The organism is Pseudoxanthomonas japonensis, from assembly GCF_010093445.1.
GTDB lineage: Bacteria > Pseudomonadota > Gammaproteobacteria > Xanthomonadales > Xanthomonadaceae > Pseudoxanthomonas_A > Pseudoxanthomonas_A japonensis.
In genome coordinates this window covers 261,063-286,427 of record NZ_PDWW01000001.1, presented here as the reverse complement: position 1 = coordinate 286,427, position 25,365 = coordinate 261,063, and the positions used below count along the sequence as shown (strand labels likewise).

14 protein-coding genes, 1 pseudogene and 1 riboswitch are annotated in these 25,365 nt (G+C 67.3%); of the genes and pseudogenes, 8 read left to right on the top strand and 7 right to left on the bottom strand.

The window, feature by feature from the left end; translation table 11 throughout:
• Positions 1 to 37: 37 nt before the first annotated feature.
• On the bottom strand, positions 38 to 1,345 hold the full coding sequence (locus tag CSC78_RS01245; protein WP_162336086.1) for an amidohydrolase: 1,308 nt from the start codon (positions 1,343 to 1,345) through the stop codon (positions 38 to 40).
• Between the two features lie 149 nt (positions 1,346 to 1,494).
• Between CSC78_RS01245 and CSC78_RS01240 the strand changes: the two genes are divergently transcribed.
• On the top strand, positions 1,495 to 2,832 hold the full coding sequence (locus tag CSC78_RS01240) for an APC family permease (RefSeq protein ID WP_162336085.1): 1,338 nt from the start codon (positions 1,495 to 1,497) through the stop codon (positions 2,830 to 2,832).
• Positions 2,833 to 2,955: 123 nt separating this feature from the next.
• Here CSC78_RS01240 and purU read toward each other — a convergent pair whose 3' ends face one another.
• Together purU and CSC78_RS01230 are read right to left on the bottom strand one after the other, a co-directional pair.
• Positions 2,956 to 3,807, bottom strand: coding sequence for a formyltetrahydrofolate deformylase (purU, locus tag CSC78_RS01235; RefSeq protein WP_162336084.1), 852 nt, complete (start codon positions 3,805 to 3,807; stop codon positions 2,956 to 2,958).
• A gap of 16 nt (positions 3,808 to 3,823) precedes the next feature.
• On the bottom strand, positions 3,824 to 4,141 hold the full coding sequence (locus CSC78_RS01230; RefSeq protein ID WP_238391123.1) for a hypothetical protein: 318 nt from the start codon (positions 4,139 to 4,141) through the stop codon (positions 3,824 to 3,826).
• Positions 4,142 to 4,243: 102 nt separating this feature from the next.
• Between CSC78_RS01230 and CSC78_RS01225 the strand changes: the two genes are divergently transcribed.
• Complete coding sequence (locus tag CSC78_RS01225) at positions 4,244 to 5,302, top strand: linear amide C-N hydrolase (RefSeq protein ID WP_162336083.1); 1,059 nt, start codon at positions 4,244 to 4,246, stop codon at positions 5,300 to 5,302.
• On the opposite strand, the gene CSC78_RS01220 is transcribed toward CSC78_RS01225, so the two are convergent.
• Positions 5,303 to 6,475, bottom strand: a complete 1,173-nt coding sequence (locus CSC78_RS01220; RefSeq protein ID WP_238391122.1) for a serine hydrolase domain-containing protein — start codon at positions 6,473 to 6,475, stop codon at positions 5,303 to 5,305.
• A gap of 338 nt (positions 6,476 to 6,813) precedes the next feature.
• On the opposite strand from CSC78_RS01220, the gene CSC78_RS01215 reads away from it, so the two are divergent.
• The 6 genes and pseudogenes from CSC78_RS01215 to pncA all read left to right on the top strand — a co-directional run bounded on the left by CSC78_RS01215 (position 6,814) and on the right by pncA (position 20,583).
• Positions 6,814 to 10,515 (top strand): prealbumin-like fold domain-containing protein, encoded by a 3,702-nt coding sequence (locus tag CSC78_RS01215; protein ID WP_162336081.1) that lies wholly within the window; start codon positions 6,814 to 6,816, stop codon positions 10,513 to 10,515.
• Positions 10,516 to 10,648: 133 nt separating this feature from the next.
• Positions 10,649 to 11,098 (top strand): annotated as a pseudogene (locus CSC78_RS19245) (hypothetical protein); the annotation flags it as partial.
• A gap of 376 nt (positions 11,099 to 11,474) precedes the next feature.
• Positions 11,475 to 13,490, top strand: coding sequence for a GEVED domain-containing protein (locus CSC78_RS01210; protein ID WP_162336080.1), 2,016 nt, complete (start codon positions 11,475 to 11,477; stop codon positions 13,488 to 13,490).
• A 727-nt stretch (positions 13,491 to 14,217) separates the two neighbouring features.
• Entirely contained in the window at positions 14,218 to 17,043 is a 2,826-nt protein-coding gene (locus tag CSC78_RS01205; RefSeq protein WP_162336079.1) for a prealbumin-like fold domain-containing protein, read from the top strand.
• A gap of 80 nt (positions 17,044 to 17,123) precedes the next feature.
• A riboswitch (cobalamin riboswitch) is annotated at positions 17,124 to 17,357 on the top strand.
• A gap of 199 nt (positions 17,358 to 17,556) precedes the next feature.
• A complete protein-coding gene (metE, locus tag CSC78_RS01200; protein ID WP_162336078.1) occupies positions 17,557 to 19,848 on the top strand; it encodes a 5-methyltetrahydropteroyltriglutamate--homocysteine S-methyltransferase in 2,292 nt (763 codons plus the stop codon).
• Positions 19,849 to 19,947: 99 nt separating this feature from the next.
• A complete protein-coding gene (gene pncA / locus CSC78_RS01195) occupies positions 19,948 to 20,583 on the top strand; it encodes a bifunctional nicotinamidase/pyrazinamidase (protein WP_162336077.1) in 636 nt (211 codons plus the stop codon).
• A gap of 278 nt (positions 20,584 to 20,861) precedes the next feature.
• On the opposite strand, the gene CSC78_RS01190 is transcribed toward pncA, so the two are convergent.
• From CSC78_RS01190 to CSC78_RS01180, 3 genes are all read right to left on the bottom strand, one after another.
• Entirely contained in the window at positions 20,862 to 21,269 is a 408-nt protein-coding gene (locus CSC78_RS01190) for an acyl-CoA thioesterase (RefSeq protein ID WP_162336076.1), read from the bottom strand.
• Positions 21,270 to 21,526: 257 nt separating this feature from the next.
• Positions 21,527 to 22,546 carry a ribonucleotide-diphosphate reductase subunit beta gene (locus CSC78_RS01185; RefSeq protein ID WP_162336075.1) on the bottom strand — a complete coding sequence of 340 codons (1,020 nt, stop codon included), beginning with the start codon at positions 22,544 to 22,546 and terminating at the stop codon, positions 21,527 to 21,529.
• A 284-nt stretch (positions 22,547 to 22,830) separates the two neighbouring features.
• Positions 22,831 to 25,182, bottom strand: a complete 2,352-nt coding sequence (locus tag CSC78_RS01180) for a ribonucleoside-diphosphate reductase subunit alpha (protein WP_162336192.1) — start codon at positions 25,180 to 25,182, stop codon at positions 22,831 to 22,833.
• Positions 25,183 to 25,365: the final 183 nt, after the last annotated feature.

Below are 25,365 nucleotides of genomic sequence, written 5' to 3'. Positions count from 1 at the left end.
TCGGCACCCTCTCCCCGCAGGCGGGGAGAGGGGAACATCAAGGCGTCGCGGACAGATAATCCCACGCCACCTGCAGCATCGCCCGGCTGCCGGTCTGCAGCGCCTGTTCGTCGAGCAGGAATTGCGGCGAGTGGTTGATCGGCGCGGTGGCCGGGTCGATGCCCTTCGACGTCGAGCCGACGAAGAAGTAGAACCCCGGCACGGTGTTGGCGAACTGCGAGAAATCCTCCGCCACCGTCACCAGCGGCATCTCCACCACGTTCGCCGCGCCGACGGCCCTCTCCAGTGATGGCCGCACGCGCTGGGTGAGCGCAGGCTGGTTGATGGTGGCCGGTGCGTTGTTGGCGACCTTCAACTCGGCGCTGCCGCCGCTGGCGTGCGCGTAGTCGTCGGCGATGCGGCGGAAACGCGCGATCACGTCTTCGCGCACGGTCGGGTCGAAGGTGCGCAGCGTGCCGACCAACGTCGCTTCGTCCGGAATGATGTTGAAGCGCACGCCGGCCTGGAACTGGCCGGCCGTCAGCACCACCGGACTGGTGGCGATGTTGACTTGGCGCGCGATCATGCTCTGCGTACCCAGCAGGATCTGCGCGCCCAGGGTGATCGGGTCCACGCCGTCCCACGGCCGCGAGCCGTGCGTCTGCTTGCCTTTCACCACCAGCGACCACTCGTCCGCCGCCGCCATCAGCGGACCGCTGCGATAGCCGACGCTGCCGACCGGCAGGCCGGCCCACACGTGCAGGCCGAACACGGCGTCGGGCGTGAAGTCCTTGAAGATGCCGTCCTTCAGCATCAACGCCGCGCCGAACACCTCGCCTGCGACCGGGGGACCTTCCTCGGCCGGCTGGAACACGAACATCACCTCACCCGGCAGTTCGTCTTTCGCCGTGACCAGCGCCTGCGCCACGCCCATCAGGATGGCGACATGCGCATCGTGGCCGCAGGCATGCATGACGCCGACGGGCTGGCCGCGGTAGTCCGCCTTCACCGTCGACGCGAACGGCAGGCCGGTCTGTTCGGTGACCGGCAGCGCATCCATGTCGGCGCGCAACGCGATGCGCGGGCCGGGCTTGCCGCCCTTCAGCACGGCGACCACGCCGGTCTTGCCGACGCCGGTGCGCACGGTCAGGCCCAGCGAACGCAGATGGTCGGCGACCAACTTCGCGGTGCGTGTTTCCTGCTCGCCGAGCTCGGGATGCTGGTGGAGGTCGCGGCGCCACTGCACGAGGCTGGGCTGCGCCTGTTCGAGCGCGGTGAATGCGGTGTTCTGCGCGCGGGCGTCCGCGCTGGCCAGCGAGGCGGTGGCGACGAGCAGGGCGGCGAACAGGCGATGGGTGCGACGCATGGCGGCATCCGGAACCGGCGGGAAGCACGATGCTAGCCCCTGCCGTGCGCGTGTCCAATGGCGAATACCCATGAGCGCATGACGGCACGCGGCTCGCATTGGCGACGAGCGCATGGCAGGCTCGCACTCCTTCCAGGACCCGCAAGCCGATGAACCACGACGCCGACTCCGTTCCTACCCGCCCGTTGCAGGGCGATGCGGCGCTGCTGCGTGCGGTCGGCAGCGTGGCGCTGGCGGCGGCGGTCATCAACATCATCGTCGGCGGCGGCATCTTCAAGATGCCGGCCGCGCTGTCGGCCCAGGTCGGCGCGGCGGCACCGCTGGCGCTGCTCGCCGGTGCGGTGGTGATGGTGCCGGTGGCGCTGTGCTTCGCCGCCATCGGCAGTCGTGCATCGGCGACCGGAGGTCCCTACACCTATGTCAGCGCGGTGTTCGGCACGCTGCCGGGCTTCCTCGCCGGCGCGCTGATGTGGATCTGCAACGTGGCCTCCAGCGCGGGCGTGGCGGCGGCGCTGTCGTTGCAGGTCGCCAGCCTGTGGCCAATGTTCGCCGCACCGCTGCCGCGCGCGCTGCTGCTGGTCGGCGTGTACGCCGCGATCTATGCGCTCAACGCGTTCGGCGTGAAGCTGGGCGCGCGTGCGGTGATGGCGCTGGCCACGCTGAAGCTGGTGCCGTTGTTCCTGCTGGTGATCGTCGGGCTCGCCTTCGTCGACACCACGCAGGTCAGCTTCGCGTTCGCCGATGTGCCGTCGTGGACCGCGCTGGGCGCGGCGATGGTGATGGTGGTGTTCGCCTACTCCGGCGTGGAGACCGCGCTGATCCCCGGCGGCGAAGTGCGCGACCCGTCGCGGAGCGTGCCGCGCGCAGCGATGAGCGCCATCCTGCTGGTGGTGTTGCTGTACCTGGGCCTGCAGATCGTCTGCCAGGGCGTGCTGGGAGCGGCGCTGGCCAGCAGCAGCGTGCCGATCGCCGAAGCCGCAGGCCGCATCTGGGACCCTGCGCGCATCGCGTTGCTGGTCACGGCCTGCCTGTCGATGGCGGGCTTCCTGCTCGGCAACCTGCTGGGCTCGTCGCGGCTGCTGTTCGCGCTGGGACGTGATGGCTACCTGCCGCAGGCCTTCGGCCGGGTCAGCGCCACCCACCGCGTGCCGCTGCTGTCGCTGGCCGCGCATGCCGGCCTCGCCTGCGTGCTCGCGGTGCTGGGCAACTTCGAAGCGCTGGTGCTGATCTCCGGCGGCGCGGTCTGCCTGGTCTACGTGATGGTGGGTATCGCGGCCTGGCGCGCGCAGCGCACCGACCTGCGCGAGCGCGGCGAGCCGTTCGTGCTGCGCGGCGGTCCGCTGGTGCCAGGCCTGGCGGTCGTCGGGATGCTCGCCATCCTCACCACGCTGAGCGCGCGCGAATGGACGGCGATCGGGGTGGCCGTCGTCGTGCTGGCGGTCGTGTACGCGGTACTGGTGGGGTTGCGGCGGCGCGTGGTCAGCTGAGTCGCTAAAGCGACTTTGGAAATGATTGTGGGAGCGACGTAAGTCGCGAGCTCTTCCTCCGGCAATAGCAAAAGCTCGCGACTCACGTCGCTCCCACACCTGTCTTCCCCATTCCTGTGAGGATTAGCGGAAGACCACCGTGCGGTGCCCGTTCAACAGGATGCGGTGCTCCACGTGCCGACGCACGGCACGCGCCAGCACCAGCGATTCGATGTCGCTGCCCATCCGCACCAGTTCCTTCGGCGCCATCGCATGGTCCACGCGGGCCACGTCCTGTTCGATGATCGGGCCTTCGTCGAGGTCGCGGGTCACGTAGTGGGCGGTGGCGCCGATGATCTTGACCCCGCGCTGGTGCGCCTGGTGGTAGGGCTTGGCGCCCTTGAAGCTGGGCAGGAAGCTGTGGTGGATGTTGATGGCGCGGCCGGCCAGCGCGTCGCACAGCTCGGGCGAGAGGATCTGCATGTAGCGCGCGAGCACGACGAGATCGATCTGCTCGCGCTCGACCAGATCGACGATGTGCCGCTCCTGCTCGGCCCGGTTGCCCGCCGATACCGGCAGGTGGTGGAAGGCCACCCCGTAGGACTGCGCCAGCGGCGCGAAGTCGGCGTGGTTGGAGGCGATGCAGGCGATCTCCACCGGCAGCTGGCGGCTGTGCACGCGGAACAGCAGGTCGTTGAGGCAATGGCCCTGCTTGCTGACCAGCACCATCAGGCGCGCCTTGCGGCTGGCATCGTGGATCTGCCAGTCCATGCCGAACATCTCCGCCAGCGAGGCGAAGCCTTCCTGCAGGACGTCGATCTCCGTCGCCCCCGGCACGTCGAAATGCACGCGCAGGAAGAAACGTCCCGACTCCTCGTCCCCGAACTGCTGCGCATCGAGGATGTTGCAGCCGGACTCGTAGAGCAGGCCGGTGACGCGGTAGACGATGCCGGTGGTGTCCGGGCAGGAGAGGGTGAGGATGTGGTCGCGGCGCATTCGGGTGTCGGTGGGGTTATTCGCAACGGGCAGCGGTGATCTGGTTCTGTGCATCGATGTAGACGCGCAGGCGATCGCTGCGCGTATCGTGCTTCACGGCGGTGGTCGGGCCGATCGGATTGACCAGCCCGGCGCCGCTTTCGCTCGACAGCCGCCGCAGGTTGGCTTCGTCCGCCGGTTGCCCCACGGCCCAGCCCAGCGAGGCGTCCTTGCAGGTCCCGCTGCCCGCAACCTGCGGGCCCGGCGTGCTGACGCAGGCGGAGAGCGCCATCGCGGCAAGGGCGATCGGCATCGCGCGGATGGACGAACGGTGCGTCGGCAGGAGCATGGTCATGGCAGCATCTCGGGGGGCGGCGGAGGATCGCTGTTTAACACACCCGCTGGCATAAAGGGCGGACGCCGCTACGCATCGCCTGTTCCCTTCACGGAGACCGCCATGGATCGTCGCTTCGTCGTGCCGCTCGCGTTCGTCCTTGCCCCGCTCTCGGCCTTCCTCGCCCCACCCGCGGATGCCTGCACCCGCGTGGTCTACCTGGGCGCCAACGACGACGTCATCACCGCCCGTTCGATGGACTGGAAGAACGACGTCGCGACCAACCTGTGGATCTTCCCGCGCGGCATGGCGCGTAGCGGGCAGGCCGGGCCCAATTCGGTGACGTGGACGTCGAAGTACGGCAGCGTCATCGCCACCGGCTACGACATCTCCACCACCGACGGCATGAACGAGGCCGGCCTGATGGCCAACGTGCTGTGGCTGGTGGAATCCGAGTACCCCGCCTACGACGGCCGCGGTCCCGGGCTCAGCATCGCGGCGTGGGCGCAGTACGCGCTGGACAACTACGGTAGCGTGAAGGAAGCCGTCGATGCGCTGCGCAAGCAGCCCTTCACCGTGGTGACCGACAAGGTGCCCGGCGAAGACCGCCTGACCACGCTGCACCTGTCGCTGTCCGACGCCAGCGGCGATAGCGCCATCATCGAGTACATCGGCGGCAAGCAGGTGATCCACCACGGCCGCGAGTTCCAGGTGATGACCAACTCGCCGGTGTTCGACCAGCAGCTCGCGCTCAATGCCTACTGGAAGCAGATCGGTGGCACCGTGATGCTGCCGGGCACCAACCGCGCCTCGGACCGCTTCGCGCGCGCCTCGTTCTACATCAATGCGATCCCCAAGGCCGAGGATCCGGTGAAGGCGCTGGCCAGCGTCTTCAGCGTGATCCGCAACGCGTCGGTGCCGTTCGGCATCAACACGCCGGAGGAACCGAACATCTCCTCCACCCGCTGGCGCACGGTCGCCGACCACAAGCGCAAGCTGTACTTCTTCGAGTCCGCGCTGACGCCCAACACGTTCTGGGTCGACCTGAAGGAGGTCGATTTCTCCAGGGAGACCGGCAAGGTGATGAAGCTGGACCTGGGCGCGGACCAGCGCAACGTGTTCGCCGGCAACGCGGTGAAGGATTTCAGGCCCGCGCCGCCGTTCGTGTTCCAGGGCCTGTAGTCAGAGGTCGAATGCCAGCAGGTCGTGCCCGGTGGCCGCGCGCACTACGCGCCGGTACAGCACGTTGCCGCTGCCTGCATTGGTCAGCGCCACCAGCGCGCGCTGGCCGCGCGCGTCGCCCAGGGCGAAGTTCTTGAAGATGCCGCCGTTGCTGCCCGAGTGGTAGAACACCGGGCCGCGCGGCGTGGCCTCCAGGTTCCAGCCCAGGCCCTTGTCGGTCCAGCGGCCGGGCACGTCGATCTGCTTCGTCAGCATGGCGGTGCGCGTCGCCTCGGTGATCTGCCACGGTTCGCGTTGCGTACGCACCATCAGCGCCATGAAGCGGGCGTAGTCGGTCGGCGTGGTGCGCAGGCTGGCGGCGGCATTGGCTAGGATGTCGCCGGGCCAGTTCACCAGGCCTTTCGGCGTGATGGCCTGCACGGCGGGCAGTGCGCGGACGGCGTCCTCCCAGCGCCACGCGGACAGCGGCTTGCCCCAGCGGTCGGCGACGGTTTGCGCGGCGTTCCAGGTGTCGCGGAGCATCTGTGGTGGCATGCCGGGCTCTTCGTCCTCGACGGCGCGGTGGCCGTAGACCGAACGCGCGGCGAGGTCCCTGCTCCACGTATAGCTGCTGTCGCGCATGCCGGCGGGGCCGAACAGCAGGCGCTGCATCGACTCATCGAGGCTCTCGCCAGTGAGTGTCTCGACCACCAGCTGCAGCCAGAAGATCGCTTCGCCCGAGTAGTCGATGCGCGTGCCTGGCTTCACCGCCGGCACGAGCTTTTCGTTGGCCGGATCCTTGCGCCAGTTCGGCATGCCGGTGGAATGACGCAGCACGTCGCGCGCGGTGACCAGCTCCACCCACGGATGGTCGGCCAGGTACTCCATGCGCCGGTAGCGCACCAGCGGCGCGTCCAGGTCGATCACGCCCTGGTCGGCCAGCTGCAGCAACAGGTAGGCGAACACCGGCTTGCTGAGCGAGGCGTCCTCGAACAGCGACTCGCGCGTGACGGACGTCGCAGTTTCCGCGTTCAGTACGCCGAGGTTGCGCGACCACACCACTTCGCCCCGCTCCACCACTGCCATGCCGATGGCGGGCACGCGCAGTGCCTGCATCAGGCGCGGCAGGTCGGCAAGGAACGCATCCGGTGGAATCCAGCCTGCGCTGTCATCGCAGGCGGCAGCGCGCGCCATGCGGGGCCATGCGGCGGTTGCCAACGTCGACAGGGCAGCAGCCCCGAGCCATTGGCGGCGAGCGAACGAAGAAGGCAGGGAGGAACTCACGCGGCTTGGCTCCGGAAAAAAAAGAGTGACACGCAGGGTTGACGAACAAGGGTGGCAGAACCCCTCCCGCGCTCGCGCAAACAACGTTTCCGGTGTCCGGTTGCAAGGAATGAGCGCGAACAGTGAAGAGCCACATGCCGAAGCGAAGCGGGGTGGCGCGGGCCATGCGGGGATATCGCCTCGCCACAGGCACCGTTTCGCGGCAACAGGGGAATCCCATGACAACCAGGACGAACGTGGACGCACCAATGAAGTCGCGACCGCGGCACAACATCGGCGCGCTTGTCGCGCTGCAGGGATCTCTCCGTCCTGCCGTGCAGGCAGCGGGCACCGATGGACGTGGCGACACCACGCGTGTCGATGCCGCGCGTGCGCGTCGGCGCCTGCAAATCGTGATGGAGTCCGCAGAAAACACCTCGTTGCCCGCCGGCCGCCGCTGGTCGCTGCGCGGAATGGTCGCGTTGCTGGCGATGGCAGCGGGCCTGCATGCCAGTCCTGCGTTGGCGCAATTGAGTTGCAGCAACGTGTATGCCACCAATCCAAATGGCGAAATCTACCGGACGAGCGACAGTGGGTCTCAATCGCTTGTCGGGTCGGTGACGGGCTTGCCGGCGGCGATCAATGCGTTCGGCATCTCATCCAATGGCAGCAGGCTCTATCTGGCGACGTCAGGCGCCACGGCGGGCACGTCCGGCCGGGTGTCCATTGTCAACGCCTCCACGTTTGCGGTGACCAATACGTCTGCTGCTCCGACCCTGGTCGCGAACATGGGCGGGTTCAGCGCCGGCGCAGTCAACCCTGCGAACGGCTGGTTCTATTTTGCGGGGCCGAATCAGAACAGCAGTGCTGCAGACGGTTGGCATCTGTATGCCTTCAACCCGGCGACGCCTGCCACCGCGCCTGTCCGGGTTGGCCAGATTACCGGCACGGCCGGCAACAACGGCGACCTGACGTTCGACACTCTGGGGAATCTCTTCCTGCTCTCGGGCAATGCATCGAACAGCCCGCAGCACCGGATATACCGGGTGGGACAGGTTCCCACGTCGGCGGGAACCGGATCCTTGCCCGCCACGGTGCTCGCCACCATGTCATCGGGCGCAACGGAGAATGTCGGCGGTATCGCCTTCAACGCCGCCGGCGAACTGATGACGAGTATGCAGGGGGGGGTGATCGCGCTATACAACCCGCTGACGGGGGAGCGGATCGTCGAGGGCAATTTCCTTGCAACGGCCATCAGCGACCTCGCCTCCTGCGCCGGTGGCAGCACGATCACGCTGCGGAAGGACCTGCCGCAGGGCCGTGCGGTCGCGGGAAACCAGTTCATGCTGCAGCTGTCAGGCGGCGGCCTGGGCACGACGCAGACCGCGACGACGACGGGCAGTGCCTCGGGCGTGCAGGCGGCGACCGTCGGTCCGCTGCTGGCCGTCGATGACGCCAGCTTCCAGATCAACGAAGTCGCCGCCGGGAATCCTTCCGCGGTGCTGGCGAACTATGCGCGCAGCTGGCAGTGCATCGACGCGGCGGATGGCGATGTGGTCGTGGCATCCGGGTCCACCTTCCCGGGCACGGTGACCATACCCGACATCCGAACGGGCTCCAGCGTCGAGTGCACCATCACCAACGGACGCGTGCCGATCCTGCGTCTGCAGAAGGCATTGCCCAATGGCAGGGCCGTGGAGGGCAACCAGTTCAGCCTTGCCATCACGGGCACGGCAGCCCCTGCGGCCGTGATCACCGGCGGCACCGGCAGCACGGTCACCGGCACGGTGACGCACAGCACGGCGACGGCGGGCAGTGTCTACACGTTGTCGGAGTCGGCCGCGGGAACGCCGACCACGGTGCTGGCGAACTACACCCCCACCTACGCGTGTACCAATGCGCTGGCGGGCGGGCAGACGCCCAGTGGCACCGGCACCAGTTTCGATGTCACGCCCGTGGCCGGCGACGACCTGACGTGTACGTTCACCAACACGCGGGCGACCCGGCTGACGCTGATCAAGACGGTCACCAACGACGATGGCGGCACGCGGCTGCCGACGGCGTGGACGCTCTCGGCATCAGGGCCGACATCCATCAGCGGCACGACCGGCTCGGCCGCGGTGACCAACGCTGCGGTCAGTCCCGGCACGTACACCCTGTCCGAAAGTGCGCTTCCCGCCGGCTACTCGGCTTCGCCCTACACCTGCACCATCAACGGCGGCGTTCCGGTGAGCGGCAACAGCGTGACGATTGCCACGGGCGACAACGTGGTCTGCAGGATCCACAACGATGACGTCGGCACGCCGGGGCCACCGGCCACCTGCGGCATCACCAGTCATGCCGGTCCGAGCTCGACCGCGCCCGTCTTCGGGCCGGGCGGCGTCAACGCGAGCATCGCGCTGGAGAACGTGACGTTCGATGCGGGTTCGACGGCAGGCGGTTCCATCACCCGCTTCGTCGACAGCAACGGACGGACGTACTCGACACCGGCCGGCCCCGGACGCTGGCTGTTGACCAACAGCAGCACCACGACCCGCGTGACCATCACCTTTTCGCCGTCCATCCCGGCCCATCGGATCGGCATCGGTATCTACGACATCGGTGTCTGGGACGCCACCTTGCCCAACAACGGCGAAGACGCGAGCTACGCCCCGAGGCTGACGCTCGGACTCAGCGGGGGAGCGGCGACAACCAGCCAGTTCGTCGCCCATCGGACGGGACTGAATGCCACGCAGGCGAGCTACACGCCGGGCTCCGGTGTGGTCACGCTGGACGCGGGCGCGTACGTTCCCGGCACGGAAGGCACGTGGCGACAGTCGGTCTTCCTGCGCGGCAACGCCAACGCACTGGTGAGCACGCTCACGCTGACGGCCACCAACATCAAGCCGGGCGACAACATCGGCTTCGGCCTGGTGGCCATCCCGTCGTGCGTCACCATCAGCAAGGTCACCGAAGGCGGCGTGGGCAGCTTCGACTTCACCACCACCAACGTCAACAACTGGGACAACACCGCGTCCGCGTCCCCGGTGACGCTGACCACGACGGCCACCGGCACGCCGGTCAACTCCGCGCGGCACTACTACGCACATCCGGTCGCCAGCAATGGCCAGGGCACGCAGCCGGTCGTCCTGAGCGAGACGATTCCTCCCACCTGGGTCCTCTCGCCCGCCCAGTGCACGGACGCCAACAGCAGCCGCAACGGCAATACCGGCAGCTTCGGCAGCCTGGTGGGTGGCACGCTGACCATCCCGGCCGATCGCATGCGGTTCGAGTCCAACATCACCTGTTCGTTCACCAATACGCGCGCGGCGATCCTGCGCTTGCAGAAAGCGCTGCCCGATGGCCGCGCGGCAGCAAGCGACCAGTTCACGCTGTCGATGACAGGCACGGGCGCGCCCGCGGCGGTGACCACGACGGGCACGGGCAGCACCGCGACCGGCCTGCTCACGCACGACACGGCGACGCCGGGTTCGGCCTACGCATTGGCCGAAGCCGCCGCGGGCGGCGCAGACCTGTCGTACTACACGTCCACCTACCGCTGCACCAATGCGCGCGCCGGGGGCCAGACGCCGGCAGGAAACGGCAGTGCATTCAACGTGACGCCGGTGGCGGGTGACGACCTGACCTGCACCCTCACCAACCTGCGCCGGAGCGCCGATCTCTCGATCCGGAAAACGGTCGCGGAAGAACCGCTCGTGAGCGGTGCGCAAGCGGTGTTCACCCTGGAGGTCACCAACCACGGCCCCGGGGCCGCCGATGGCGCGACGGTACGGGATCCGGCAGTGGCAGGGCTCGACTGTGTCGCCGCAGGGCTGCCAGCGCCGACGTGCCTGGCGACAGGTGGCGCGGGCTGTCCCACACCGTTGACGGCCAGCGGCCTGCAGTCCGGTGTCGCCATCCCGGCGTTGCCCAATGGGGGTGTGGTCACCATCGGGCTGACGTGCAGGGTGACCGCCAGCGGCCTGCCGTGAGCTTTCTCCGTTCCCCACCCGGGTCGCACCGCTCCTCGGGAAGCTAACGGAATACCGGTCGCACAGCTTGTTCGCCTCCACCGGCGCGCGGCGGTGATGGCATGCCGTCGAAGCCGCATATGAGGCGGGCGCGGCCGGCGCAAACCTCGGCCACCAGGTCATCACCTATCGCTGTATCCGTGCGCGACCTGGTTGCCGAACACCCAGCGGTATCGGCACGAGTTTCAGCACTACACCGGCAGCCGGCGATGACCTGACTTGCACCTCCAGCAATGGCTTGGGGCTGCGGTTGCGTCGGTGGCCAAGCCCGACACGCACGGGGCGGGCCAACCGACCAGGCGGGCGACGTGCTGATCAGCGGCAGCAAACCACCTACGCCATCGTCGCGATGAACGATGGGCCCGAGCCGGTCAACAACACCATGCTCCGGGACACGCCGGAAGCGGGGCTGTCGGCGTGCAAACTCGCTGGCCCGGCGTGCGAGGTCACTGGCGGGACGGCCAGGTGCCCGGCCGCAGGCACGGGGAAGGCCAACGGTCGATGGCCAACGTGCGATCCCCTGCACCCGCTGGCGTCGCGATAGGGGCCTTGGCCAATAACTGTGAGATCACGGTGCGGGTGACCCGCACGGTGCAACAGCTTGAGCATCCTGCTACGGCGAGGGCGTTCCCGCTGGTTGTCGATCATGGCGGGAAGATGGCCTTTAGATGATGCATCTCTGCCAAGAGGACGGATTCGCGTACGGAACGGATGTATGTCCGGTATGGGTCACACATTTCGAGTAATACCCAACTGGGGCGGATGCAGACGATGTACCGCAAAAGGATGGCGGTCGGGACGGGGCGAGTGCAGCAGCGCACGAACATGCGCTCCGCGGCAAGAGCGCTTGCAATGAGGCGACGGGTTTCTCGGTGGATAGGGCGACAAGTACGACGCGCGTTCAAGCAGTGGAGCGCGGAATGTCCAGCACAGCCTGTCCGGAAGTCGCGGCCATCGTTGTCGGGAGCGTCATGAACGATCGAGCAGGGGAGTCCGGCGTGATGGTTGGAACAACGAGGATCCAGAAAAAGATGCGGTGGCCATGGGCGATGGCAGCGGCGGTGATGGTCCTGACGGGTAACACCGCCTGGGCCCATCGCACCACATCGACGTGGAGCAACACGTCCACCAGCGCGACAGGCAGCCTGCAGACGGGTGGCCCTACAGTCACCGTGACGCTTGCGCCAAGTGCAACCAACACGCTCTATTACAACGGCACGTCAACTTCGACCATCGGTGCGCGTGGCGGCACGAGCACGATGTTCAGGCCCAACCTGGCAACAAATACATCGGCCATTGCCATATCGGCGGATAAGATTAATTGCACACGGGGCAATGGGATCTTATGCCAGCGCGGCACGATGACGATCACGTTCAGTCAGCCGGTCACGAATCCGGTCATCCATTTGACGGGGCTGGGTGCCAATGCCAGTTCCGGCGTCGACTTCTCGCCCCGGCTGAGCCTGACAGGCAGTAGTCCTGCAGGTGCCAGTCTTGGTGGGGTCAGGCCAGGGGCGGGAAACCTGCAGATCACCGGTGGCAACACCATCGGTGTCATCAACAATAACGGCCAGACGAGCTGCGCCACTTCTGGCAACAATGGTGCCGGTTGCGGCAGTGTGCAGATCACTGGCACCGTCACCTCGCTGACGTTCAGCGTGGCACTGCTGCTCAATGGTGGCTCAGGCACGGCAGGTTCCACCCGCGAGACATTCGACCTCACCGTGACGGTCGACGAGGATTTCAGCGATGCGCCCGTGGTCAATTTCAACAATGCCACCGCGCCATCGCATGTCATTGGCGACCTGCGTCTGGGCAGTCTCATCGATGCAGACAATGCCACTGTCGCCAACGCCACCGTCAGCCCGTTCCCAGTAACGGCAGGCGCCGATAACAATGGCGGTAATGGCGATGGTCTCGACGAAGACGCCATCACCGCCTTCCCTCAACTCAACACCGGCAGCACCAGCTACAGCCTGACGGTTCCGATCAGCGGTGCAAGCAAATCCGGCATGGTCTGCGGATGGATCGATTTCAACCGCAATAATGCGTTCGTTGCTGGCGAACGGGCATGCGCAGGTTTTTCCGCTGGCGCGACCAGCGTGGTCCTGAATTGGAACGCAGCCAATGGCAACGCGCCCACCGGGCTGACGCCCGGCGACAATTACGTGCGCTTGCGCGCCGGCTATACCACCGCCCAGATACAGACCGCAGATGGCAAGGGGCGTGCGGACAGTGGCGAGGTGGAAGACTATCGGATCACCGTGCCGCCGAGGCTGCGCCTGCAAAAGTCGTTATCCGATGGCCGGGCAGTGGCGGCCGACCAGTTCGCCTTGTCGATTGCCGGCCCTGACGCGCCGGCGGCGGTGACGACGACCGGCAGCGGCACGACCGCGAGTGGGATGGTGACGCATGCAGCCGCAACGGCAGACTCCGAGTACACGCTTTCCGAAACCGGGGCGGCCGGCGCCATCCTGAGTAACTACGCCACCACCTACAGTTGCACCAATGCGCGAGCTGGTGGTGGTCAGGAACCCAGTGGCAGCGGCACGAGCTTCACGGTGACCCCGGTGGCGGGCGACGACGTGACGTGTACCTTCACCAATACCCGGCGAACCACCGATGTCTTGATCCAGAAGACGGCGACTCCGGTTCCGGCCGTCAGCGGCGAGCACGTGATGTTCACTCTCGTGGTAACCAACCATGGCCCTACGGCGGCCGATGACACCACGCTGCAGGATCCGGCGGTGGCAGGGCTGGACTGCACCGCCGCAGGGCTGCCAGCGCCGACGTGTCTGGCGACAGGTAGCGCGGGCTGTCCCGCTCCGTTGACGGCCACCGGCCTGCAGTCGGGTGTCGCCATCCCTGCTCTTCCCAGTGGCGGCGTGGTCACCATCGGGCTCACCTGCAGGGTCACCGCCAGCGGCGAGCCGTGAGCCTTGTGCGATTCCAGGGCGTGTGGTTTGCCATGGCCCTGGGATGGCGGACCGAAGCGCGCATTCCCCGCGCGCAACGTGCGCGACCAGCATCCCACTTCACCGGCGTACCGTGATGTGACAGGGCGGCGAGCAGGTGGTGGTGCGACAGCCCCGCCGACGCCGCAGCAACGCGGAGCCGGGAAAACCCAGCCAGTCCCGACCGCACAGGTCGGGCCATCCGACCAGCGTCCGGTGGACTGCGACGGAGCGGTCGCATAGAGCCGGAAGCGGCTCCGTCATGAGCCCGTATGTGCGGGAGGAGTCGACGGCATTTCCTCACATCCGAGCAACGGTTGTCCGGTTTCCGGCGCTCGTCGCGACACTACCTTGCTGCTCCACTGCTCTGCCGGGGCATCGAGGCGCCGCCAGTGCAGCGGCAAGTCTGTTCCGGGGGTAGGCAGCGTGAGGGGGAGTCGATGGAAGCCATTGCACGCGCGGCGCTCGTACGCGCTGCGCTTCAACGCGGCCGCGCCTGTCCATGAAGAAATGCTTGCGACGTGCCTCCATCGCATCGATGGCCGGTGAGCACGCCGCCACGTGACCCGACGGAGGCGAGGACGCGGATGGGCGCTCGCACACGGTCAGGTTGGCATGAGGACGCATGGCGCCGGGCAATGGCTTCTGCAAACGGACGTATCTCGTCGCCTGCCGGCGACATCAGCATGAAGGTTCAAGGAGGAAATACATGCGATTCCTGATTCCAGCACTGAACGCTCACCTGAATCGGATCGCCATCGCAGGCCGCCGCCGGCATGTGCGGAACGCATTGACCTGCGGTCTGGTCGCCCTCGGCATCGCGGCGCCCGTATCGGCACAGCAGGTCGTCGACTGGGCGGACTTTTCGAGTCCGACCTCCGCGGCCTACCCGGGCGGCGGCAATGTGACCGTGACCATCGCGTCGAGCTATCGGCGCGACGGCTCGTCCGTGACCTACAGCTACATGGCCGGGTACCCGCAGGTGGATGCCGCGCCGGTGGAGGAACTGGCCGCCCTGGAAGCGACCGCCCCCTTCCAGACGCAGTTTCCCTACGGCAGTATCGGCCCCCGGTCCGCGATGGCGACCTGGAACACCTCCACCAACGTCGGCACCATCGAGCACGTGTTGACAATGGACTTCCCGGCCGCGAATCGCGCCGGTGGCGACACGCTGGTCGGACTGGGGGGGGTTTACCCCAACATCAGCGGGCCCAAAGGGTCGCGGTTGAATTCACGGTGGATCGTGACAGCCACGCGCTGCAACGGCACTGCCGAAACGAACTACTCGGGATGGAGCAGCATCATTCCGCCGACGGGGTTCACGGCAACCGACGGGGCTGCAGGGGCTGTCTTCTCGACACCCGTGACCGGTGCCGCCACGTCGGGCGGCTATGTGGTTTCGGTGGGCACCTTGTCCACCTACAACGGCAATCGGGACGCGGTGCCTGCGCTCGTTCGTCCTGCGGCCGGCACCTGTTACAGCCGGATCACGATCACGCGGGCAATCACATCCTCCGGAACGGAATTGCCTGGAGGTTGGTCGCCCGTCGATACGGAATACTTCAAGCTCTACATCGGCAAGGTTCTCGATGCAGGCATCCTGCGCCTGCGCAAGTCATTGCCCCATGGTCGTGCAGTGAGCGGCAACCAGTTCCACTTGCGCATCGCTGGCGGTACGGGCGCGGATGTGGTGGCAACGACCAGTGGAACGACCAACACGCCCACCCAAGTCGCGACGCTCGAGCCGGCATTGGCCGGCACGGCCTACACCTTGTCGGAGGCGGCGGCGGGCAGCCCTGCGACCGTGCTGTCTAACTACCGGACCACCTATGCCTGCACCAACACGCGGACGGGTGGGCAGACACCCAGCGGCAGCGGCACATCTTTCACCGTGACGCCGGCAGCCAACGACGACCTCACCTGCACGTTCACGAATTCCCGCATCGCGACCCTGCGCCTGCGTAAGGCGCTGCCGAACGGTCGATCGGCGGCGGGCGACCAGTTCAGGCTGGCCATCGCGGGCACCGATGCCCCGGCAGCGGTGACCACCACCGGCTCGGGCACTACCGCGACGGGCACGGTCACGCATACGACCGCAACGGCAGGCTCGACCTATACGTTGTCGGAGACGGGTGCATCCGGTGCCGTTCTCGGCAACTACGCCACGACCTACAGCTGCACCAATGCCCGTTCCGGCGGGCAGACACCCAGCGGCAGCGACACGACGTTCGAGGTGACCCCGTTGGCGGGCGACGACCTGACCTGCACGTTCAGCAATGCCCTTCGTCCACGGGTGACGATCCGCAAGACCAGCATCGGTGGAACCGGCAGCTTCACGTTCAGTGGCAACAACGGCATCGCGAACCAGACGATTGCCACCGCGACGTCGGGGACACCGGTCGCTGGCGCGGTGCAGATGCTGACCACGGTCGGCCAGGCAACCACGATCACCGAAGACGCACTGCCCGCGGGCTTTGCGTTGACCGACATCGCGTGCACGGGTGTGCCCGCCGGCTCGACGACGGTGAACCTGGCCACGCGAAGGGTTACGTTGAGCGCAGCGGCGACGGCAGCAGGGACCAACGCGACCTGCACGTTCACCAACACGCGGCCAACGCAACTGACGCTCCGCAAGACGGTGACCAACGACAACGGCGGCACGCAGCCGGCGACGGCGTGGACGCTGTCGGCGGCGGGTCCGACCGCCATCAGCGGTGCCACCGGCACGCCGGCCGTGACCAGTGCGACGGTCAATCCAGGCACGTACACGTTGTCGGAAAGCGCAACGCCGACCGGCTATACCGCCAGCAGCTACAGCTGTGTCAAGAACGGTGGCGCGGCGGTGTCGGGCAACAGCATCACACTGGCCGCAGGCGATACCGCCACCTGCACGATCAACAACGACGACCGTCCTGCCACGCTGACGCTGCGCAAGACAGTGACCAACGACAACGGCGGCACGCAGCTGCCGACGGCATGGACGCTGTCGGCGGCAGGTCCGACCGCCATCAGCGGGGCGACAGGTTCGGCGGCCGTCACGAATGCGACGGTTAACCCCGGTACGTACACGCTCTCGGAGAGCGCAACGCCCACCGGCTATACCGCCAGCAGCTACAGCTGCGTCAAGAACGGCGGCGCGGCCGTGGTCGGCAACAGCATCGCGCTGGCCGCAGGCGATGTGGCCACCTGCACGATCAACAACAACGACAGCAATCAGACCGACGTCTCGATCACCAAGGTCGCGTCGGCGGACACGGTGGTCCGCGGTGATGAAGTCGTCTTCACGTTGGTGGTGCGCAATCCCGGTGTTGCAGCGGCCACCGGCACGGTCGTGCGCGATCCGGCCGTGGCGGGCCTGGACTGCACGGCTGCCGGCTTGGCTGTGCCGACCTGTTCGGCGACGGGCGGTGCCAGCTGTCCCACGCCGTTGACGGCCACCGGCCTGCAGGCCGGGGTTGCCATCCCCGCGCTTCCCGCCGGCAGTACCGTCAGCATCGACCTGACCTGCCGCGCCACGGCCAGCGGTATGCCGTGACGTGGCGATGCAGGTGACCTCCTCACGACGCGTGGGGCGGATCCTGTCGCAACGCTTGACGCCTCGTCCGCCGCGGGCGTAACGTTCGTCCCCGCCAAGGTTTCCATCTCTTCATCCAAATGAAGCGATGGAATTAAAAGGGAAGCCGGTGCGGCCTGTTCCATGGGCCAATTCCGGCGCTGCCCCGCAGCGGTATTTGGAAACGAACCTCGCCAACAGCACTGGTCCACGCGGACCGGGAAGCGGCGGGAAGTAGGCCAGCGCAACAGCGCCCGTCCATGAGCCCGAAGACCTGCCCTGGCCGGAGGACACGACCGTCCTCCGACTGACCTGGAGCTTCCGAGGGGAGGTGGCCGGAGCCCGTGTCCGCGCGCGCCTGCCCCGGATGCGTCCTCCTGCGCCCGACTTCGGCACTCCGGCTCGCCCGCGGGGGCGAAGGTCGCTGGCGTGGCGGGCTCCGGTCCGGCGCGCGGTTCCTTCGTTCCTCATCCGCCACGCATGAGGACACGCACCATGACCACCGTTACCACCCTCGGCTTCCCGCGCATCGGCGCGAAGCGCGAACTGAAAGCCGCCCTGGAAAGCTACTGGCGCGGCGACACCACCGCCGACGACCTGCAGCGCACCGCACGCGACCTGCGCCATTGCCACTGGCAGCTGCAACGCGATGCCGGCGCCGATGTGGTGCCGTGCAACGACTTCGCGCTGTACGACCACATGCTGGACACCGCCTTCCTGTTCGATGCCATTCCCGACGCCTATCGCACGCTGGCGGACGCCGATCCGCTCGCCGGCTACTTCGCCCTCGCCCGCGGCGTGCAGCGCGACGGCACCGACCTGCGCGCGCTGGAAATGACCAAGTGGTTCGACACCAACTACCACTACCTGGTGCCGGAACTGCACGCCGGGCAGGACTTCCGCCTGCGCGGAGACAAGCCGGTTGCGGAATTCCTGGAAGCCCGCGCCGCCGGTCACGCCGCACGGCCGGTGCTGCTGGGACCGGTGAGTTTCCTGCTGCTGGCCAAGACCGTCGACGGCAGCGACCGCGTCGCCCTGCTGGACCGCTTGCTGCCGGTGTACGCGGACCTGCTGTCGAAGCTGCACGATGCCGGCGCGGACTGGGTGCAGATCGACGAGCCCTGCCTGGTGCTCGATCTCGACGATGCCGCCCGCGATGCCTATCTCCGCGCTTACGCCGCATTGGCGAAGGGAACGCGGCCGTCGCTGCTGCTCGCCACCTACTTCGGCCGCCTCGGCGACAACCTGCCGCTGGCCTGCGCACTGCCGGTCGACGGCCTGCACGTCGACCTGGTGCGCGGCAAGGAGCAACTGGACGAGGTGCTGAAGCAGCTGCCGAAGGGGCGCGTGCTGTCGGCGGGGCTGGTGGACGGCCGCAATATCTGGCGCACCAATCTCGACAACGCGCTGATCCTGGCGAAGTACGCACAAGGCCATGTGGGCAAAAATGCACTGTGGCTGTCGCCATCGTGCTCGCTGCTGCACGTGCCGGTGGATCTCGCGGGCGAGAAGGCGCTGCCGGTCGACCTGAAGTCGTGGCTGGCCTTCGCGCGCCAGAAGATCGAGGAACTACGCCTGCTGGCCGACGCGTTGCAGGATCCACGCGCCGCCGATGCTGGGCTCGCGCTGGCCCGCGACCGCATCGAATCGCGTCGCCAGTCCGCGCGTGTCCATCGTCCCGAAGTCGCGGCACGCCTAGCCTCGCCGGAGGCGGGTGACATCGACCGCGATTCGCCGTATCCGCAGCGTCGTATCGCCCAGGCCGCCTTGCTCGGACTGCCTGCGTATCCGACCACCACCATCGGCTCGTTCCCGCAGACCCGCGAGGTGCGAGAGGCGCGCGCGCGCAACAAGGCTGGCAAGCTGTCCGATGCCGACTACGAGACCTTCCTGCGCGAGGAGACCGAGCGCTGCGTGCGCTTCCAGGAAGCGATCGGCATCGACGTGCTGGTGCACGGCGAGTTCGAACGCAACGACATGGTGGAATACTTCGGCGAGCAGCTGGCCGGCTTTGCCTTCACCAAGAACGGCTGGGTGCAAAGCTACGGCTCGCGTTGCGTGAAGCCGCCGGTGATCTACGGCGACGTGTCGCGTTCCGCGCCAATGACGGTGCGCTGGTCGCAGTACGCACAGTCGCTGACCGACCGGCCGATGAAGGGCATGCTGACCGGGCCGGTGACCGTGCTGCAATGGTCGTTCGTACGCGACGACCAGACGCGCGCGCAGACGTGCCGGCAGATCGCGCTGGCGCTGCGCGACGAAGTGCTGGATCTGGAAGCGGCCGGCATCCGCGTCATCCAGATCGACGAGCCGACCCTGCGCGAAGGCCTGCCGCTGCGGCGTGTGGACTGGCAGGCCTACCTGGACTGGGCCGTGGAATGCTTCCGCATCAGCGCCGCGGGCGTCGCCGACGACACCCAGGTGCACACGCACATGTGCTATTCCGAGTTCAACGACATCATCGATGCGGTCGCCGCGATGGACGCCGACGTCATCTCCATCGAGACCTCGCGCTCGCGCATGGAGCTGCTGGACGCGTTCGTGAAGTTCCGCTATCCCAACGATATCGGGCCCGGCGTGTACGACATCCATTCGCCGCGCATTCCCACCGGCAGCGAGATGATCGACCTGCTGGAGAAGGCGCGCGCCGTGCTGGCGCCGGAGCAGATCTGGGTCAATCCGGATTGCGGCTTGAAGACGCGTGGTTGGCCGGAAGTGCGCGAGGCATTGACGCGGATGGTGGCGGCCGCGCACGCGCTGCGGGCCGGACTGGTCCGCGCGGCGTAGCGCAGGCGGATCGAAGCGCGGTGCCTTGCACGAACGCAAGGCACCGCGACGACGCGGCTGCTAGGCTGCACGTCGCTGCTCCGGATTCCTGCCGCTCCCATGTCGATGCCGTACGCTCCGTCCATCGCCCTGCTGGTCATCGACCTGCAGCCCGATTTCATGCCGGGCGGCGCGCTCGCCTGCCACGACGGCGACGCCATCGTCCCGGGCATCGCCGCACTGCTCGCATCCCGTCGCTACACCACCGTCGTGGCGACGCAGGACTGGCATCCGCCCGGGCATGCCTCGTTCGCGTCGAGCCATCCGGAACGCGCGCCGTTCGACACGATCTCGCTGCACGGCCAGCCGCAGGTCCTGTGGCCGGACCATTGCGTGCAGGGCACGCCGGGGGCGGCGCTGGCGACCGATGTGGACTGGACGCCGGTCGACCTGATCCTGCGCAAGGGCACGCGCCCGCAGGTCGACTCGTACAGCGCGTTCCAGGAGAACCACGGCCCGGACGGCACGCGGCCGACCACCGGCCTGGCCGGCTGGCTGCGCGAGCGCGGCATCGAGGAGGTGCATGTCTGCGGACTTGCGCGCGACTACTGCGTGCTGTGGTCGGCGCAGGACGCGGCAGCGGCCGGATTCCGTGTGCGCTTCCTGTGGGACCTGACGCGCCCGGTCACGCCGTCAGGTGATGCGCCGACACGCACCGCGCTCGAAGCCGCCGGCATTGCCATCGAACACACGTAGGGCGGGCTCAAGCCCGCCATTGCCATCCCGACGCTCGCGACGACAAGCATCGGAGCGCGCGCCTTCGATCATCGTCCACGATGATCCACGCCACACGAAGGCGGGCTTGAGCCCGCCCTATGGGGCAGCACAGGCGAGATCAGGCTGCATAGACGACGTAGGGCGGGCCCAGGCCCGCCATTGCCATCCCGACGCTCGCGACGACAAGCATCGGAGCGCGCACCTTTGATCATCGTCCACGATGATCCACGCCACACGAAGGCGGGCTTGAGCCCGCCCTACGACGCAGAGCTCAGCGGCGGTGCCTGCGTCGGCCGGCCCAGCGGGTCGAGTGCGATCATCACGAAGTGACCGCGCGTGCACAGTTTCCGCTCGCCGGTCAGCAGGTTCTCGGTGATGACTTCCACGTCGACGTTCATCGAGCTGCGCCCCACCTTGACCACGCGCGATACCACTTCAACCAGATCGCCCTTGTGGATGGGTTGGTTGAAGTCCACCTGTTCCGAGCGCGCGGTGACCACCGTGGTGCGCGCGTAGCGCGAGGCGGCGATGAAGGCCGACATGTCCATCCACGCCAGCGCCTGGCCGCCGAACAGCGTGCCCAGGTGATTGGTGTGGTCGGGGAAGACCATGTGCAGCAGGCGCGCTTCGGTGGGGCGTGCTTCGGCATTGGGCAGGTCGGTCATGGCGGTGCTCCGGTGGGCGTGCTCCCGGTGGGAGGATAGCGCGCGGGGTGTCTGGTCGTCGTGACACTCGCGGAGACCGATGTGGGAGCGACGTGAGTCGCGAATGCCAGAACGAAGAGTCTGGACATTCGCTGGGCCAAGTAAACCGCGGTCCTCGTCATCAACATGACCCGCGACGCTGCAGCACCACGAGGTGCCCATCGCCGCGATCGCGACTCACGTCGCTCCCACATGTGCATTGCCAGCGATCCGACGCCTCAGAACGCGTGGTCGAAGCCGACCTCGCCCTGCACGCCAAGCTGGTAGGCGGACACGCGGCGCTCGAAGAAGTTGGTCAGTTCCTGCACGTCCTGCAGCTCCATGAAGGGCAGCGGGTTGCGCACGTCGTAACGCTTCGGCATGCCGAGCTTGGCGAAGTGCTGGTCGGCGCAGTGCTGTAGGTACTGGCGCATGTCGCGCGTCGAGATGCCGGCCACGCCGCCGGACAGCACGTCCTCGGCGAACTGCACCTCGCACTCGATTGCCTCTTCCAGCATGTCGTAGACCTGCTGCTGCATGCGGTCGTCGAACAGGTCCGGTTCTTCCTCGCGCACGGTGCGCACGCATTCGAACGCGAACTCCATGTGGCAGCTCTCGTCGCGGAACACCCAGTTGGTGCCGCTGGCCAGGCCCGGCAGCAGGCCGCGCGAGCGGAAGTAGTACACGTAGGCGAACGCGGCGAAGAAGAACAGGCCTTCGATGCAGGCGGCGAAGCAGATCTGGTTGAGCAGGAACTGGCGGCGCTGCTCGCGCGTCTCGATCCGCTTCAGGTCCTGGATGCTGTCGATCCACTTGAAGCAGAAGTCGGCCTTCTTCTTGATCGCCGGGATGTTCTCCACCGCGGCGAAGGCCTTGAAGCGCTCGGACGGGTCCGGCAGGTAGTTGTCCAGCAGGGTCAGGTAGAACTGCACGTGCAGCGCTTCCTCATACAGCTGCCTTGACAGGTACATGCGCGCTTCGGGCGCGTTGAGGTGCTGGTACAGGTTCAGCACCAGGTTGTTCGACACGATGGAATCGCCGGTGGCGAAGAAGGCGACCAGCCGGTGGATCAGGTGGCGGTCGGCCGGCGTCATCTTGGAGTGCAGGTCGGTGATGTCGATCTGGAAGTTGATCTCCTCCACCGTCCACGTGTTCTTGATGGCGTCGCGGTACATGTCATAGAACTGCGGGTAGCGCATCGGGCGCAGCGTCAGTTCGAAACCGGGGTCGAGCAGCATCTGCTTGGGTTGTGCGGACATGGTGCGGTGGTCCTGTTCTGCTCCTTCCCCCGCATGCGGGGGAAGGCTGGGATGGGGGCGAACGAAGCGGGTGCGCATCGGTTCGCGTGGAGGGTGGGGAAGGGCGCGATGACGCCGGTCGGAGCGCGTCGGTTCGCCTCCTGCGGCTTCGGTCTGCCCCCACCCCAGCCCTCCCCCGCACGCGGGGGAGGGGGTCGTGCAAGTGAAGTTGGCGCCTCCATGCGCCGGGAACCTCCATGTTCCTGTTCCAGGGTCCGTCGGCCGGAGCCGACGCAGGGGTTGGGTTACTGGCACGCCTCGCAGGCTTCCGGGTTCTCCAGCGAGCAGGCGATGGCTTCGGTCGGGGTGTATTCGCGCTTGGGGTCGGTGGTCGCGACGGTGCTGACCGTGGTCTTGGCGATCTTCGTTGCGGGGCGCGAACGCAGGTAGTACGTGGTCTTGATGCCCTGCTTCCACGCGTACATGTACATGGACGACATCGCGCCGATGTTCGGGCTTTCCATGAACAGGTTGAGCGAGGCGGACTGGTCGATGAAGGCACCGCGGCCGGCCGCCATGTCGATCAGCGAGCGCATCGGCAGTTCCCACGCGGTGCGGTAGACCTGCTGCAGCGCCTCCGGCACCTGCGCCAAGCCCTGCACCGACCCTTCGGACAGCTTGATCGCGTCGCGCGTTTCCGGCGTCCACAGGCCCAGCTTCTTCAGCTCGTCCACCAGGTAGCGGTTGACCTGCAGGAAGTCGCCCGACAGCGTCTCGCGCTTGAACAGGTTGGACACCTGCGGCTCCACGCATTCGTAGCAGCCGGCGATCGAGGCGATGGTCGCGGTCGGCGCGATCGCGATCAGCAGCGAGTTGCGCAGGCCGTGCTCCTTGATGCGTTCGCGCAGCGCGTCCCAGCGCTCCGTGTTCTCGGGCACGACGTTCCAGGCATCGAACTGCAGCTCACCATTGGCGGCGCGGGTGTCGGCGAAGGACGGATGGCGGCCGCGTTCCTGCGCAAGCTCCACCGAGGTCTCCAGTGCGTGGAAGTAGATGGTCTCGGCGATCTTCGCCGACAGCGCGCGCGCCTCGGCGCTGTCGAACGGCAGGCGCAGCTTGAAGAACACGTCCTGCAGGCCCATGCAGCCCAGGCCGACCGGGCGCCAGCGCAGGTTGCCGCGGCGCGCGGTTTCGATGGGATAGAAGTTCAGGTCGATCACGCGGTCCAGCTGGCGCACGGCCAGGCGCACGGTCTCGGCGAGCTTGTCGAAATCGAACCAGATGCGGCCGGTGTCCGGATCGCTGTCGAAATGCTTGGCCAGGTTGATCGAACCGAGGTTGCACACCGCGGTCTCTTCGGCCGAGGTGACCTCGAGGATCTCGGTGCACAGGTTGGACAGGTGGATCACGTTGCCGGCGCGCAGGGTCTGGTTGCTGGCGGCGTTGCACTTGTCCTTGAACGTCATCCAGCCGTTGCCGGTCTCGGCCAGCGTGCGCATCATCCGGCCGTACAGCTTGCGGGCGGAGAGGGTCTTCATCGCCTTGCCCTGCAGTTCCGCCTGCGTATAGGCGAGTTCGAACGCCGCGCCATACAGGTCGGTCAGTTCCGGCACCACGCGCGGATCGAACAGCGACCATTCCTGGTCCGCCTCGACGCGCTTCATGAACAGGTCCGGCACCCAGTTGGCCAGATTGAGGTTGTGCGTGCGGCGCGCTTCGTCGCCGGTGTTGTCGCGCAGTTCCAGGAAGTCCTCGATGTCGGCGTGCCAGGTTTCCAGGTACACGCAGGCCGCGCCCTTGCGCTTGCCGCCCTGGTTGACCGCCGCGACCGAGGAGTCCAGCGTCTTCAGCCACGGCACGATGCCGTTGCTGTGGCCGTTGGTGGACTTGATCAGCGAGCCGCGCGAGCGCACGCGGGTATAGCTCACGCCGATGCCGCCGCTGAACTTGCTCAGCTGGGCGATGTCGCCGTACCTGGCATAGATGGATTCCAGCGTGTCCTGCGGCGAGTCCAGCAGGAAGCACGACGACAGCTGCTCGTGCGTGGTGCCGCTGTTGAACAGCGTCGGCGAGCTGGGCAGGTAGTCCAGGTTGCCCATGCGGCGGTACAGCGCGAGCGCTTCCGGCACATCCTCGCTCAGCGCGCAGGCGATGCGCAGGAAGAACTGCTGCGGCGTCTCGATGACCTTGCGCGTGTGCGGGTGGCGCAGCAGGTAACGGTCGTACAGCGTGCGCAGGCCGAAGTAGTCGAAGTGCAGGTCGAGCGAGGCGTCCAGCGCGTCGTTGAGCTTGCGCGCGTTGGTCTGCACGAAGTTCAGCAAGCGGTCGTTGATCAGGCCGACCTCGTGGCCGCGCGTCACCGACTGCGAGAACGCGTGGATCTCCTGGCCGGTGACTTCCTTGGCGATGTAGGCGGCCAGCAGGCGCGCGGCCAGGCGGCTGTACTCGGGCTCTTCGCCGGTCAGCAGCGCGGCGGTGCGGATCGACAGTTCGTCCAGTTCGCGCGTGCTGGCGCCGTCGTACAGGCCCGAGATGGTGCGGGTGGCCACGCGCATCGGGTCGATGGCGTGCAGGCCTTCGCAGTTGCGCTGCACGGCGCGCACGATCTTGTTGAGGTCCACTGGCTCGCGGCCGCCGTTGCGCTTGGTCACGCTCATCGCGGTGGCGGTGGGCGGCGGGGTCAGGGCGAACGCGTCCTTCTGGGACGGGGTGGTGCCGGCGTCGGCGACGGCGGTGTCGGTCTGGGTCACGAGAGTCCTCCATGCATGGTGCACGCGGCGGCCCGTCCCTCGCGGGGCTGCGCAAGGCCGGATGGAGGATCACAGTGGGGAAGCGGCGTC